This window comes from Sinorhizobium fredii, assembly GCF_002944405.1.
In the GTDB taxonomy this organism is placed as follows: domain Bacteria; phylum Pseudomonadota; class Alphaproteobacteria; order Rhizobiales; family Rhizobiaceae; genus Sinorhizobium; species Sinorhizobium fredii_C.
Genome location: NZ_CP024309.1, coordinates 116,241 through 129,707 on the forward strand (window position 1 = coordinate 116,241; position 13,467 = coordinate 129,707).

14 protein-coding genes are annotated in these 13,467 nt (G+C 62.2%); all 14 read left to right on the forward strand.

The window, feature by feature from the left end; translation table 11 throughout:
• The first annotated feature begins 9 nt into the window (after positions 1-9).
• The 14 genes from cybH to glmS all read left to right on the forward strand — a co-directional run bounded on the left by cybH (position 10) and on the right by glmS (position 13,293).
• Positions 10-705, forward strand: a complete 696-nt coding sequence (cybH, locus tag NXT3_RS21735) for a Ni/Fe-hydrogenase, b-type cytochrome subunit (protein ID WP_104840421.1) — start codon at positions 10-12, stop codon at positions 703-705.
• A 25-nt stretch (positions 706-730) separates the two neighbouring features.
• The gene (locus NXT3_RS21740) at positions 731-1,306 is read left to right on the forward strand and encodes a hydrogenase maturation protease HybD family protein (protein WP_104840422.1); all 576 of its coding nucleotides are present in this window, start codon (positions 731-733) and stop codon (positions 1,304-1,306) included.
• 298 nt (positions 1,307-1,604) lie between these two features.
• Positions 1,605-1,901, forward strand: a complete 297-nt coding sequence (gene hypC, locus NXT3_RS21745; protein ID WP_104840423.1) for a HypC/HybG/HupF family hydrogenase formation chaperone — start codon at positions 1,605-1,607, stop codon at positions 1,899-1,901.
• A 571-nt stretch (positions 1,902-2,472) separates the two neighbouring features.
• On the forward strand, positions 2,473-3,309 hold the full coding sequence (locus NXT3_RS21755) for a hydrogenase expression/formation protein (RefSeq protein ID WP_104840424.1): 837 nt from the start codon (positions 2,473-2,475) through the stop codon (positions 3,307-3,309).
• A gap of 51 nt (positions 3,310-3,360) precedes the next feature.
• The gene (locus NXT3_RS33135; RefSeq protein WP_337442181.1) at positions 3,361-3,636 is read left to right on the forward strand and encodes a rubredoxin; all 276 of its coding nucleotides are present in this window, start codon (positions 3,361-3,363) and stop codon (positions 3,634-3,636) included.
• A complete protein-coding gene (gene hybE / locus NXT3_RS21765) occupies positions 3,554-4,030 on the forward strand; it encodes a [NiFe]-hydrogenase assembly chaperone HybE (protein ID WP_337442185.1) in 477 nt (158 codons plus the stop codon). The genes NXT3_RS33135 and hybE overlap by 83 nt, the downstream gene beginning before the upstream one ends.
• Positions 4,027-5,139, forward strand: coding sequence for a nickel-dependent hydrogenase large subunit (locus NXT3_RS21770; protein ID WP_104840426.1), 1,113 nt, complete (start codon positions 4,027-4,029; stop codon positions 5,137-5,139). Before hybE ends, NXT3_RS21770 begins: the two co-directional genes overlap by 4 nt.
• Positions 5,132-5,473, forward strand: a complete 342-nt coding sequence (gene hypA, locus NXT3_RS21775; RefSeq protein ID WP_104840427.1) for a hydrogenase maturation nickel metallochaperone HypA — start codon at positions 5,132-5,134, stop codon at positions 5,471-5,473. Before NXT3_RS21770 ends, hypA begins: the two co-directional genes overlap by 8 nt.
• On the forward strand, positions 5,473-6,357 hold the full coding sequence (gene hypB, locus NXT3_RS21780) for a hydrogenase nickel incorporation protein HypB (protein WP_104840428.1): 885 nt from the start codon (positions 5,473-5,475) through the stop codon (positions 6,355-6,357). The genes hypA and hypB overlap by 1 nt, the downstream gene beginning before the upstream one ends.
• Before the next feature lie 3 nt (positions 6,358-6,360).
• A complete protein-coding gene (hypF, locus tag NXT3_RS21785; RefSeq protein ID WP_104840429.1) occupies positions 6,361-8,640 on the forward strand; it encodes a carbamoyltransferase HypF in 2,280 nt (759 codons plus the stop codon).
• Positions 8,631-8,858 (forward strand): HypC/HybG/HupF family hydrogenase formation chaperone, encoded by a 228-nt coding sequence (locus NXT3_RS21790; RefSeq protein ID WP_104840430.1) that lies wholly within the window; start codon positions 8,631-8,633, stop codon positions 8,856-8,858. The genes hypF and NXT3_RS21790 overlap by 10 nt, the downstream gene beginning before the upstream one ends.
• On the forward strand, positions 8,855-10,012 hold the full coding sequence (hypD, locus tag NXT3_RS21795) for a hydrogenase formation protein HypD (RefSeq protein ID WP_104840431.1): 1,158 nt from the start codon (positions 8,855-8,857) through the stop codon (positions 10,010-10,012). Before NXT3_RS21790 ends, hypD begins: the two co-directional genes overlap by 4 nt.
• Positions 10,009-11,061 carry a hydrogenase expression/formation protein HypE gene (gene hypE / locus NXT3_RS21800; RefSeq protein ID WP_104840432.1) on the forward strand — a complete coding sequence of 351 codons (1,053 nt, stop codon included), beginning with the start codon at positions 10,009-10,011 and terminating at the stop codon, positions 11,059-11,061. Before hypD ends, hypE begins: the two co-directional genes overlap by 4 nt.
• A gap of 405 nt (positions 11,062-11,466) precedes the next feature.
• Positions 11,467-13,293 carry a glutamine--fructose-6-phosphate transaminase (isomerizing) gene (glmS, locus tag NXT3_RS21805; RefSeq protein WP_104840433.1) on the forward strand — a complete coding sequence of 609 codons (1,827 nt, stop codon included), beginning with the start codon at positions 11,467-11,469 and terminating at the stop codon, positions 13,291-13,293.
• The last annotated feature ends 174 nt before the right edge of the window (positions 13,294-13,467 follow it).

The window sequence follows — 13,467 nt, forward strand, 5'->3', positions numbered from 1 at the left end:
GGTTTGCTCATGGCTCTTCATGCTAAAAAGGCAGTCGGGCGCCTGAGCGTCCATGTTTACGATGCACCGGTGCGCATCTGGCATTGGGTAAACGCCTTCTCGATCCTGACACTCGCTCTGACCGGCTACTTCATAGGCTCGCCGCTGACTTCCGTGTCCGGGGAGGCGAGCGCCAACTATCTGATGGGCCATATCCGCTTCATCCACTTCGCGGCGGCACAGATCCTCACAGTGCTCCTGATCCTGCGGGTCTATTGGGTCTTTGTGGGTGGCGTGCATGCCCGGCAGATCTTCTACATGCCCATCTGGAGCGGCCGTTTCTGGAAGGAATGGTCGCATGAAGTTCGCTGGTACATGTTCATGGCACCCCAGCCAAGGAAGTATCCAGGCCACAATCCGTTGGCGCGGTTCACCATGTTCCTCATGTTCACCCTGCCGCTGCTCTTCATGGTGATCACCGGCTTTGCGCTCTACAGCGACGGCGCGGGCCGAGACAGTTGGGAATATGTGCTTTTTGGCTGGGTATTCTCGATCTGGCCGAATAGTCAGGATATCCACACCAACCATCATCTCGGAATGTGGGTCATTCTCATCTTTGCGATCGTCCACATCTATGTAGTGGTTCGCGAGGACATCATGAGTTCGCAAAGCATCATCTCATCGATGTTCTCGGGCGAGCGGCTGTCCAAGGACATGGAGGACTAGACGGCTGCTCCATCATCAAACCGCAATTCGCCCCGCACCCCGCATTCTCGTGCTCGGTATCGGCAATATCCTCTGGGCCGACGAGGGATTTGGCGTGCGCGCGGTCGAAGCCTTCCACAAGGCCTATGAAGTGCCTGCCAACGTCACCGTCCTCGACGGCGGCACACAGGGCCTCTACCTGGTGCAGTTCATAAACGAGCACGACCGGCTCATCGTCTTCGACGCGATCGACTACGGCCTCGTACCGGGGGCGATGAAGGTGGTGGAGGATGATGAAGTGCCGAAGTTCACCGGTGCCAAGAAAGTGAGTCTGCACCAGACCGGTTTCCAGGAAGTGCTGAGCGCGGCAGATCTCATGGGACAATACCCCGAGCGCCTGACCCTGATCGGTTGCCAGCCGCTTGATCTTGAAAACTGGGGTGGTCCGCTGACGGCGCCGGTCAAGGCTGTCATTCCGGCGGCCGTCGACACCGCCGTTCGAACGCTGCGGGACTGGGGCGTCGCCGTTGCCGTGAGGCCGGAGGGGGCAGTGGTTCCGCCGCTTCTCGAAAACGACATCGACGTGGAAAACTACGAGCGCCGCGCCTATCGGCCGCGTTGAACTGGTGAGGGGGATCCTCCGGAAACACGCTTCCATGGTTACGTCCATGGCACCAGCCTGCCGGAAATGACGCGTGGGCGGTAGGGCCGGCTGCAAGGCGGCCGAAATCCCTCGGCATCGGACTGGCTTTGATCCGGTTCGGCAAGGGCAGGGCGCCGCCGCAGATCGCCATCGCTGTGCTGACGCGGCTCTGCTCGCCTGCGCGTTTCAGAAAGGGCGGGGCTGTTGGGCTTCGCACGGCAACGCTGTTCCCGCGCCTGCGGATTCTGCAGCATCGGAAAGGTAGAGGAGAAGCGCCATGTGCATAGGCATTCCCATGCGGATCGTCACCGCCAATGAGTTCGTCGCGAATTGCGAGCGTCATGGCGCAATATCTACAATCTCCCTCTTGCTTGTCGGCCCCCAGCCGAACGGGACCCACGTCCTCACTCATCTCGGCTCCGCCATTCGCGTGCTCGAGGCCGATGAGGCCCGGGCGATCGACGACGCGCTCGCCGCCCTCGTTGAAGCCAGCGAAGGCCGCGCCTTCGAACCGCTCCTTGCCGATCTTGTTTCCCGCGAGCCCGAATTGCCGCTGCATCTTCGCACCGATTGAAAGCAACACGTCCCAGCCTGTCGATGATGCTTTTCCCCTTACAGCTCACCGTAGCTCGAATTCTTCAGTTTGGCACGGCGCTTGCCAACGACCCCTTAGGAACGTTCGGAGTGCTGATTTGTGGAGGAGACAATGCCATCTAACCTGGTCCGCGCCGCGAGCAAGCGGACACTATCCGTCGTCGAGGAGACGAATTGCGATGCGCGTGTCGTACGATCGGCGGGCGAGCCCAACAACCCCGTGCCGGTCGTCACGGGTACTCCCGCGCAGCGGCCAGAGGTCAAAGGCGTCGCGGTCGTTCCTCCCGGTCTACCGCAGGGGTGCCGCTGCCGACGGCGCGATGCTATCGTTTGCCGAACGGCCAATGGCAGGCTGAAGGGCCGCCCGAACGCCGTTTTTCCGAGCTTGACCTCTATCGGACGTGAGCGGCCGGCAGGAGTAGTCGGCAAGGTCTGCGACCGGACGGTGAATGTCGGAAAATTCGGGGCCGGTTCTTTTCCGGCGCGTCAATCAAGGTGCCCACTGGCGGGCCGAAGGTCGCGATCGCCCATGCCTCCAAGGCGATCCTGCGATGAGGCCTGCTATATGGGTCGCCCCAATGGGTGAGGCAAGCGTGATGCCCTCGGACGCCGAACCTCTCCGCGCGCCCAGACTCAATTTGCTCGCCACCAATAGCGCAGAGGAGCTGATGAGCCGATGTTGGAGGACGGCGCTGCTCCTGCCGGCGCTCGCGGATGCGCTGGCGGTTTTCAAGTCCGGCCGGCCGAGCCGGATGTTCGACATCACCGACTATCCAGAGGACGACAAAGAGTTGATCACCCAGATCCTCGGCGAGGGCGAGGTTGCCGGCGTCGCGGTGCTGGAGAACGGCATCATCGCCCAGATGCAGGAGGCTGTCATGGCCGGCGTCTGGCGTATCCGCTTCACCGTCGCTGATGGCCGGATCGTTGCCGACTATATCGAAGTGGGCAGCATTCCCGCTGCGGTCAGGCTGGCCTGCTCCCGGCTACCGGCATCGATCAGCTACGGCGCTGCGCCGGCTGGCGCCATGAATGTCATGCCCTTGCTCACCGAAATCGGTGACCGCATCACCCGCCATCGGGCCAGCGACCCTGCTCATGTCATCACCTTCTCGCTCTTCCCCATGAGCCCGGAAGACATGAGCTTCCTGCAACATACACTAGGGGTCGGGCCGGTGCGGCTGACCTCCCGCGGATATCGAACCTGCCGAATTGTCGCGACCGGGGCGCGCAAGGTCTGGTCGGTGCAGTTCTATGACGTCATGGACACGGCCATTCTCGATACGCTGGAAATCTGCGACATACCCTCGATCGCCATTGCCGCCGAAGAGGATTTCCATGACTCCATGATGCGGCTCCGGGAGATGGAGGAGGCGTATTTCAAATGAGCGGCTCGGAGTGTCCAGGCAAGTACGGGCCGTATTGGGCGAAAACATGGAGTGCGGCATCGCTGCCATGTCCATGGTCCTGCGATCGGCCACCCGGCGCCGCAGATCTCACCGAGGGTCCTTTTTGCCGATCTGCCGGAAAAACGGGTCTGTCCGAATTGCGCTGCGCCGCCATCGAAGTTCACGAGGCTGGGCGATGATCGCCGAGCTCACCGAAACTGCCAAGCTCGACCCGGCGCTGGCGCTGGGCGAACGGGTCGTGGCCTGCTATCGACACATCCTCGAGACCGCCATGACCGACGTCCCGATCTGCAATCCGGCGCTTAAGGTCGCGGCCACAGGTTTCCGGACCTATCGCGGCCGCGCCTTCGGCATTGTGACCACACCTTGGTTCATGAATCTAGTGGGCGTGGATCTGCCTGAAGGGGCACCTGGCGCGCCTGCCGCCATTGGCACGATCCTTCGTATCGGCTTTCCTGCGGGCAACGTCGAATTCATTGCCGGCGAGCTCGATGCGATCGGCCGCGTCGATTCCTGCGCGTTGCTCTCGCCGGTCTTCGAATTCGCTACGATGGAGGCGGCGCTCGAAATCCCGGAGGAGGCCGCCCGTGCGTTCTTTGATCCCGCTACGCTCGAGCCTACGCCGGCACCGGCGGCTGTCGTCAACCGGCGGGACCTGTTGCGCGGGCGGTTCCACAGGTGCGAGGAGCCCTCGGGATGACGGTTCTTCGCCGGCCAGGCACGATCAGTATTGAGGTGACGGTGTCAAGCGGAGTTGCTTCTTCCGTCGCAGTGAAGGCGAACCGGCCGCAAGGCCTAACCCGCATCTTCGTCGCCCGCCGGCCAGAGGAGGCGCCCACACTGGCACGGCAGGTGTTTTCGCTCTGTGGCTTCTCGCAATCGGTCGCCTCAAGGCTCGCTGTCCTCAATGCAGCTGATCTTTCCATGGGCGAAGGGGAGCGCGTCGCCGCCGCCACAGGTTTGTACGCCGAACGGATCTTCGAAACTCTGCGGGCATTGATTCTCCATTGGCCGTCGCCACTGCCGAACGAGCTCGCGCCAGTCGCCGGCAGATGTTTGCGGCGGGCACTGGCTGCCTCACAGGAGATCATCGGGCAGGCGAGTAGCGGCAAGATCAACCCCCAACAACTCGCTTCGGCGGTCGCTCGTCTCTGCTTTGCGGCCAGGTCGATCGGGATTTCCGATCCGGGCGACATGCCATTGCCGGGCTCCGCCTGTGCCGCAATGATGCAGGACATAGTCAACAATCGAGTTTTTGCCGACCGGCTGCCCGATGCGCTGACCGTCGAAGATGACCACGAGGTCATCTTCCGCCTTAGTGATGAACCCGATTACAGTAACCTGCCGCATCTTCCCGGCCGGGTCGTCGAGACGGGGGCCTACGCCCGGCGCCCCGCATGGGGAGCCGCTTCTGGCTCCCATCTCGCGCGGCGCTTCCTGGCCCGGATTGGCGATGTCGGGTACTGCCTCGGGCAACTGAAGGCTGTCGCCCGCGCAGGCGAACATGACTGGGTAACGCTCGCCTGCGGCGCACCGGCGCCGGGCGCCGGCGGCTATGGAGCCGTGGAATGCGCACGCGGGCGACTCTATCATCAGGCAGAGATTGGTGGCAACGGCAGGCTCTCGGCCTATCGCATCCTCGCCCCGACGGAATGGAACTTTCACCCGGCCGGCCCTTTCGTCGATACATTGCTGCGGTCGCGGATCGGCTCAGACGATTCCGCCCCCCGGTCCGTCTCCCTGCTCGCCGTTCTGTTCGACCCTTGCGTCGCTTTCGATGTCGGCATCCGTGAGGCCGACGATGCATGAGATGTCGCTGATGGAAAGCGTGATTGAGATTGTGTGTGAGACCGCGCGGCTGAATGGCGCAAGGCAGGTCAAGTCAATCCGTCTCGATGTCGGCGTGCTGAGCCACGTCGATCCTGACGCGTTGCTCTTCTGTTACGAAGCGGTGCGGCACGGCACGCTCGCCGGGCAGGCGAAGCTCGAGATCAATCGCATCGCCGGCGAGGGCTGGTGCCTCGATTGCGGCAAGACCGTAGCTTTGCAGAAGCGGTTCGGTCCCTGCTCCGACTGCGGGCGGCATCGAGTCCAGATGACGGCAGGCTACGAATTGAAGATCAGGGACATGGAGGTGATTTGATGTGCACGGTATGCGGTTGCGGAACCTCACCTATCGGAGGCTACAAGCACGAAGCGGGCAGAAAAGGGCTCGACCATGACCATCATCACCACCACGGTCACGATCACCATACTCACGATCATCGCCACCACGACGGCGCGGCTGATCACCACCATGCAAAGGAAGGCTCGGTCCACCGCAGCCACGGCATTGCCGGCGTGCATGTCCCTGGGATGAGTCAGGAACGGATCATTCAGGTCGAGAAGGAGATTCTTTCGAAGAACGACGCTTATGCAGCCGAAAATCGGAGGTATTTCGCAGGCCAGGGCATTTTCGCGCTCAACTTTGTCTCCAGCCCCGGCTCAGGCAAGACCAGCCTGCTTGTGCGGACGATCAGGGAGCTCAAGGATCGTATGACGATCAATGTCATCGAAGGCGATCAGCAGACTTCGAATGACGCGGCTCGCATTCGCGAGTCAGGCGCCCGCGCGATCCAGATCAACACTGGCAAGGGCTGCCATCTCGACGCCCATATGGTCGGTCATGCGGTCGGGGACCTTGCGCCTGAGCCGGGCTCTGCGCTCTTCATCGAGAATGTTGGCAATCTTATCTGTCCCGCCGCTTTCGATCTCGGCGAGGCTTACAAGGTCGTGGTGCTCTCGGTCACCGAGGGCGAGGACAAGCCGCTCAAATATCCCGACATGTTCGCCGCCGCCGACCTGATGATCCTCAATAAGGCGGACCTGCTGCCGCACCTGGATTTCAACATCGAGCTTTGCATTACCAACGCGCTCTGCGTGAATCCGCGGCTGCACAGCCTGATTGTCTCCGCCCGCACGGGCGAGGGGATGGAAGCCTTCTATGGCTGGCTCGAAGCATCCGCTGCCCGCTCGAAGGTGGTGTGATCAATGGCGCGGGTGCACGCACAACCGGCCGGAAGCGAGGTCCGCCGACGGTTTAGGCTGCGGGTGCGCGGCACTGTGCAGGGCGTCGGCTTTCGGCCTTTCGTCTACAGGCTCGCGCGAAAGATGCGGCTCTCCGGATACGTCCTTAATGACAGCGCGGGCGTGCTGATCGAGATCGAGGGCCTGGAGGCAGACGACTTCTCCAAGGAGATCCGAACTCAGGCGCCGCCGCTCGCCCGTATCGACGCCGTCGATCTGCTGGAGCTGGCACCAGTTGGCGACAATCGGTTCGAAATTCTCGACAGCCTCGCCGGCAGGAGTGCGACTCGTATCGGCGCCGACGCCGCGATTTGCGAGGAATGCCGGCGGGAGCTCAACGATCCAGGAAGCCGGTTTTTCGGCTATCCCTTCGTCAACTGTACCCAATGCGGCCCGCGCTTCACGATCACCTGCGCGCTTCCCTATGACCGCGCCCGGACCTCGATGGCCTCGTTTTCGATGTGCGGTGCTTGCGCGGCTGACTATGACGACCCGGAGAACCGGCGCTTCCATGCCGAGCCCATTGCCTGTCCCGATTGCGGTCCGAGGCTCAGCCATCCGGTCGCCGAGTTGTCGGCGCGGCTCGAAGGCGGCGCGATCATCGCACTTAAGGGGGTCGGCGGGTTCCACCTGCTCTGCGATGCCCGCAACGACGCGGCCATTGATCTCCTTAGGCTGCGCAAGGGTCGGGGCCAGAAACCCTTCGCCGTCATGGTGCGGGATATCCCCGCGGCGCGGCAAATCGCCCAGCTGACCGACGCAGAAGAGGAATTGCTGACCTCCGCGGCAAGCCCGATCGTTCTTGTCGAGGCACTTGCCGGCGAACTCTCCAATCGCATTGCGCCATCGCTCCGGCGGATAGGTCTCATTCTGGCCTACGCACCCGCGCACTTCCTCCTGTTCGATGAGCTCGATCGTTTTTCGCCGGTCTATCCCCCTGCGCTGGTTGCGACCAGTGCCAATCCCCGTGGTGAGCCGCTCATCGCAGACAATATGGATGCCGAGCTCCGCCTGTCCGCGGTCGCCGATCTTATCGTCACCCATGATCGCGATATCATCATGCGCGCTGACGACTCAGTCATGCAGGTGATTGACGGCGCTCCCGCCTTCATCCGCCGCGCCCGCGGTTTTGTGCCAGAGCCCATCGACCTCGGCGAGGACGGACCTTCCGTTATTGCTACCGGTGCAGACCTCAAGAACACCCTATGCGTCACACGGAGGAGCGAGGCCTTCCTGTCGCAACATATAGGCGGCCTCGACAATAGGGAGGCGATACGCTTCGAGCTTGAAGCGGCTGCCCATCTCTGTTCGATCCTTGATGTGAAGCCGGAGTTCGCGGCCTGCGACCTGCATCCAGATTTTCGCTCGGTGCGGATGGCGGAGAGCTTCGGTCTCCCGGTCGTGCGAGTCCAGCACCATCTCGCTCATATCGCCGCCGTCGCTGCGGAACATCGGCTTGCCGGGTCGGTTCTAGGGCTCGCGCTTGACGGCTACGGCTTTGGCACCGACGGCAGCAGTTGGGGCGGGGAGCTGCTTGCAGTCGAGCGACATGGCTGGCGGCGCTTGGGATCACTCATGCCGCTGCCGCTGCCGGGTGGCGACCGCGCGGCCCGTGAACCCTGGCGCATGGGGGTCGCGGCGCTTCAGGCCGCGGGCCGCATCGACCTGGCGCTGTCGCTCGTGCCGGCTCATTGCGGCATGGCGCAATTGACGGCGATGTTCAGCCACGGCATGCGGTCCCCGGTTACGAGCAGCCTGGGCCGGCTCTTCGATGCTGCCGCGGCGATATCGGGAACTCGCCTTGTCCAGACCTATGAGGGACAGGCGGCGATGGAATTCGAGGCGCTCGTTCGGGCGCCGCGCAGCCTTCCCGGCGGGTATGCCATAAAGAACGGGGTCCTCGACTTCCGGCCGCTCATTCTGCGTCTGACTGAGACAGGGAGCGGCGCCGCCGATGCCGCCGACCTCTTCCATGGCACGCTGATTGCCGGCCTTGCAGTTTGGGCGGCCAAGGGTGCGGCAAGCCTCGGCACGCAGCAGGTTGCGCTTAGCGGCGGATGTATGACAAACCGCGTCCTTGCGGCGGGTCTAGCGCAGGCGCTGCGGCAGCGCGGCCTTAAGCCATATTTGCCGCGAATGGCGCCGGCCAATGACGGGGGAGTTGCGCTGGGGCAAGCGGCCTATGCGCGGCAGGTTATCATGAACAAGCATGCATCTGAGCTGGAGAGCCCGACATGTGCCTAGCCATACCGGTCAAGGTCACCGAAGTGCTCCCCGGCGATATGGCGAAAGTCAAGCTTGAGGGCGTCTTGAAGGTCATATCGACGGCCCTGATAGACGATATCAGACCGGGCGACTACGTCATCCTCCATGTCGGCTATGCGCTGACGAAGATTAAACCTGAGGAGGCGCAACGGACGCTCACGCTGATCCAAGAGGCTTCGATGGGTGTTGCGCCATGAAGTATATCGACGAATATCGAGACGGAAGGCTCGCCAAGCTTATTGCGGATCGGATAGCGGCTCTTGCCGATGCGGCCCGCTCCTATTGCCTTATGGAGTTCTGCGGTGGGCACACTCATGCGATCTCTCGTTACGGACTTGAGGATCTGCTACCTGCCAATGTCCGGATGATCCACGGCCCGGGCTGTCCGGTTTGCGTGCTGCCGATCGGCCGGATCGACGCAGCGATCGCGCTTGCGGCCCGTCCCGAGATCACGCTCTGTACTTATGGCGACCTGATGCGAGTCCCGGGCACAAATCGTTCGAGCCTGCTTGAGGCCAAGGCGGCCGGTGCCGATGTCCGTGTAGTCTATTCGACGCTCGACGCGTTGAGGGTCGCGGAGACCGAGCCGGAGCGCGAGGTGGTGTTCTTCGCGATTGGTTTCGAGACTACGACGCCGCCAACTGCGCTTGCACTCAAGACGGCTATCGCCAAAGGCCTCGGCAATTTCTCGGTCTTCTGCAACCATGTAGTGACGCCGGCGGCGATGCACCACATTCTCGAAAGCCCGCCTGTCCGCAAGCTCGGCTCGATCAAGATCGATGGTTTCATCGGCCCAGCTCATGTCAGCGCCGTGATCGGCACAAAGCCCTATGAATTGTTCGCCGAGAAATATTGCAAGCCGGTCGTGGTGGCAGGCTTCGAGCCACTCGACGTCGTCCAGGCAATCCTGATGCTGGTGCGGCAGATCAACGACGGCAGGCATGTCGTGGAAAACCAATACATCCGCGCGGTGACCAGACACGGCAATGACAAGGCGCAGGCGGAGGTGGCGAATTTCTTCGAGCTGCGCGAGAGCTTCGAGTGGCGAGGCCTTGGCGAACTGCCTTTGAGCGGGCTGCGGCTGCGCCCGCAATATGCGGCCTATGATGCCGAGAAGCGTTTTTCGATGATGACCCCCAGGGGCAAGGACAATCCGGCCTGTGAATGCGGCGCCATTCTGCGCGGAGCCAAGCAACCTGCCGAATGCAAACTGTTTGGCGCGGTCTGTACGCCCGATACGCCGATGGGGTCCTGCATGGTGTCTTCGGAAGGCGCCTGCGCCGCACAATGGATCTATGGCCGCTTCCGCGAGAAGGCACCGCAGGCGAATGCCACCAGGGTGGTCACATGAACATGATGACCGACGCCTACAAACGAAAGCTCGATCTTGCGGAAGGCCGGGTGGACCTCTCGCATGGCGCCGGCGGACGTGCCATGAGACAACTCATCGAGGGCATCTTCCATGAGGCTTTCGACAACGAATGGCTGCGTGCCGCGAATGACCAGTCAGCCTTCGCCGTTTCGGGCGGCCGCATGGTGATGAGCACCGACGGCTATGTCGTCTCGCCGCTGTTTTTTCCCGGCGGGAATATCGGCTCGCTCGCCGTGCACGGCACGATCAACGACATCGCCATGGCCGCTGCTCGGCCGCTCTATCTCTCAGCGAGCTTCATTATCGAGGAGGGCTTTCCGCTCGCCGATCTCAAACGCATCGCAGACAGCATGGGCGTGGCTTCGCGCGAGGCCGCTGTGCCGATTATCACCGGCGATACCAAGGTGGTGGAGCGAGGCAACGCCGACGGTGTCTTCATCTCGACGGCTGGTGTCGGCAGGGTCCTGGACGGGCTCGATCTGCGCGCCGATGCCGCCCGGCCGCGCGATGCGGTCATCCTCTCCGGCTCAATCGGTGATCACGGCGTCGCCGTGATGTCGAACCGCGAGAACTTGCAATTCGATGCGGCGATCGTCTCCGATAGCGCTCCCCTGCACACGCTGGTGGCCATGATGGCAGAAGCCGGTGGGAGGCATATCCGGCTAATGCGCGATCCCACGCGCGGCGGCATCGCCGCCACTCTCAACGAAATCGCGAGCCAGTCGAAGGTCGGCTTTCATATCGATGAGGAAGCGATCCCGATCAAGCCGGAGGTGGCCGCGGTTTGCGAGTTGCTCGGGCTCGATCCGCTCAATGTCGCCAATGAGGGCAAGCTTGTCGCGGTCACCGCGCCGGAAGGCGCCGAAGCAATTCTGGCTGCGATGCGTGCACATCCCCTCGGGCGCGAGGCGGCCCTCATCGGACATGTCGTCGCTGACGATTACTGTTTCGTGCAGATGTCGACCTCCTTCGGCGGCCGCCGGATCGTCGACTGGCTTACGGGCGAGCAGTTGCCAAGAATCTGCTAGGGCAGATACCGTCCTGCTTCTCTGCTGCAGCTTCAATTCTCTGTTCCTGCATGTCGACTTGCGAGATGCTCCGTCATCATCCCGTCGAGCACAGCGAGCACTTTGAGGCCAGAGCCCTTGAAGCGTATCAGCGCAATGCATCCATGACGTAAATGGGTGTTATCCAAACAATCAATTTTCCCAATCCATCGAGCGCCATTAGAAAATGCTGAAACTAACGAAAATCAAGTCCACCAGTGCGTAGCTCTTACCTGCCGGCATTTCGCTCGGCAGATTGACAACAGCAGGTGACGCGAACGAAGACACGATCGCCCGTGCGAGGCAACCGGGAAGCTATCGGTATAACCCGCTCAGACGGGGTATTTGAGTATGCCGTTATCGGCGGAAGGAACGCGAAGAGGGGATATGTGCGGGATTGTGGGTATCGTCGGGCAGCAGCCGGTCTCGGAGCGGTTGGTGGATGCGTTGAAGCGGCTTGAATATCGCGGCTACGATTCGGCCGGCGTCGCGACCATCGACGGCGGAGCGCTGGATCGCCGGCGCGCCGAGGGCAAGATCGTCAATCTCGAGGCAAGGTTGAGAGAACGGCCTCTGGCCGGCGCCATCGGCATAGGCCATACGCGCTGGGCGACCCACGGCGCGCCGACCGAACGCAATGCGCACCCCCATTTCACCGACGGCGTCGCGGTCGTACACAACGGTATCATCGAGAATTTTGCCGAGCTGAAGGACGAGCTCTCCGAAGCGGGTGCCGAATTCGAGAGCGAGACCGACACCGAAGCCGTCGCGCAGCTGCTGGCAAGATTTCGCCGCGACGGCCTGGGACGGCGCGAGGCGATGTTTGCGACGCTGAGGCGTTTGAAGGGCGCCTATGCACTCGCTGTCCTTTACGAAGATGACCCGTTCACGATCATGGCGGCCCGCAACGGCCCACCGCTGGCGATCGGCCATGGCGAGGGCGAGATGTTCCTTGGCTCCGACGCCATCGCGCTCGCGCCGTTCACCAATGAAATCACCTATCTCGTCGATGGCGATTGGGCGATCATCGACAAGACCGGTGCCCAGATCTTTGATATCGACGGCAATGTAGCCGCCCGGCCGCGGGAGGTCTTCGCAAACGTCGCCTTTCCGGTCGACAAGGGCAACCATCGCCATTTCATGGAGAAGGAAATCTACGAGCAGCCGGAGGTCATCTCCCACGCGCTCAGCCACTATATCAACTTCATCGACCATCGGGTGCTGCCGGTTTCGAACGCGATCGACTTCGCCAAGGTGCCGAGCCTCGCGATCTCCGCCTGCGGCACCGCCTACCTGGCCGGGCTGATCGGCAAATATTGGTTCGAGCGCTATGCGCGCCTGCCGGTCGAAATCGATGTCGCTTCGGAATTCCGCTATCGCGAGATACCTCTGTCGCCGCAATCGGCCGCTCTCTTCATCTCGCAATCGGGCGAGACCGCCGATACGCTTGCCTCGCTGCGCTACTGCAAGGAACACGGCCTGAAGATCGGCGCGGTCGTCAACACGCGCGAATCGACGATCGCGCGCGAGTCCGACGCCGTCTTCCCGATCCTCGCGGGGCCGGAGATCGGCGTAGCGTCGACCAAGGCCTTCACCTGCCAGCTTGCGGTCCTGGCTGCGCTCGCCGTCGCTGCCGGCAGGGCGCGCGGCACTGTCAGCGAGCAGGAGGAGCAGGCGCTGGTGAGGAGCCTTGCCGAGATGCCGCGCCTCATGGGCCACGTGCTCAACAGCATCCAGCCGAAGATCGAGTTCCTGTCGCGTGAATTGTCGAAGTGCCGAGATGTGCTTTATCTCGGTCGCGGCACAAGCTTCCCGCTCGCCATGGAAGGCGCTCTGAAGCTCAAGGAGATTTCCTATATCCACGCGGAAGGCTATGCCGCGGGCGAACTGAAACATGGTCCGATCGCACTGATCGACGAAAACATGCCGGTGATCGTGATTGCGCCGCATGACCGCTTCTTCGACAAGACCGTCTCCAACATGCAGGAAGTGGCGGCGCGTGGCGGGCGGATCATCCTGATTACCGACGGGAAAGGGGCGACCGCTTCGAAGCTCGACACGATGCATACGATCGTGCTTCCAAACGTTGACGAAATCATCGCGCCGATGATCTTCTCGCTGCCGGTCCAACTGCTCGCTTATCACACGGCGGTCTTCATGGGCACCGACGTCGATCAGCCGCGCAACCTCGCAAAGTCGGTCACCGTCGAATGATCATCCGGCCGGAGAGGCGAGGGGTTGCGAATTCGTAGTTTCCTAGCGCCAGCAAACGATGACGCCCTTGGTCGCTCCGATGGATCCCTGCTTTTTGGTCGTTCACCTCCTCCATAACAGCGCTCGCTTGGGGCGCGGGCATAATTAATTAACGCAGCGACGATGTCTGCCTTT

Bases quoted from the DNA above. Each gene is read 5' to 3' on its own strand.
- hypC (WP_104840423.1), top strand. From the start codon at position 1,605: ATGTGCATAGGCATTCCCATGCGGATCGTCACCGCCAATGAGTTCGTC.
- hypD (WP_104840431.1), top strand. From the start codon at position 8,855: ATGAAGTATATCGACGAATATCGAGACGGAAGGCTCGCCAAGCTTATT.
- glmS (WP_104840433.1), top strand. From the start codon at position 11,467: ATGTGCGGGATTGTGGGTATCGTCGGGCAGCAGCCGGTCTCGGAGCGG.
- cybH (WP_104840421.1), top strand. From the start codon at position 10: ATGGCTCTTCATGCTAAAAAGGCAGTCGGGCGCCTGAGCGTCCATGTT.
- NXT3_RS21755 (WP_104840424.1), top strand. From the start codon at position 2,473: ATGAGGCCTGCTATATGGGTCGCCCCAATGGGTGAGGCAAGCGTGATG.
- hypB (WP_104840428.1), top strand. From the start codon at position 5,473: ATGTGCACGGTATGCGGTTGCGGAACCTCACCTATCGGAGGCTACAAG.
- hypA (WP_104840427.1), top strand. From the start codon at position 5,132: ATGCATGAGATGTCGCTGATGGAAAGCGTGATTGAGATTGTGTGTGAG.
- hypE (WP_104840432.1), top strand. From the start codon at position 10,009: ATGAACATGATGACCGACGCCTACAAACGAAAGCTCGATCTTGCGGAA.
- hypF (WP_104840429.1), top strand. From the start codon at position 6,361: ATGGCGCGGGTGCACGCACAACCGGCCGGAAGCGAGGTCCGCCGACGG.
- NXT3_RS21770 (WP_104840426.1), top strand. From the start codon at position 4,027: ATGACGGTTCTTCGCCGGCCAGGCACGATCAGTATTGAGGTGACGGTG.
- NXT3_RS21790 (WP_104840430.1), top strand. From the start codon at position 8,631: ATGTGCCTAGCCATACCGGTCAAGGTCACCGAAGTGCTCCCCGGCGAT.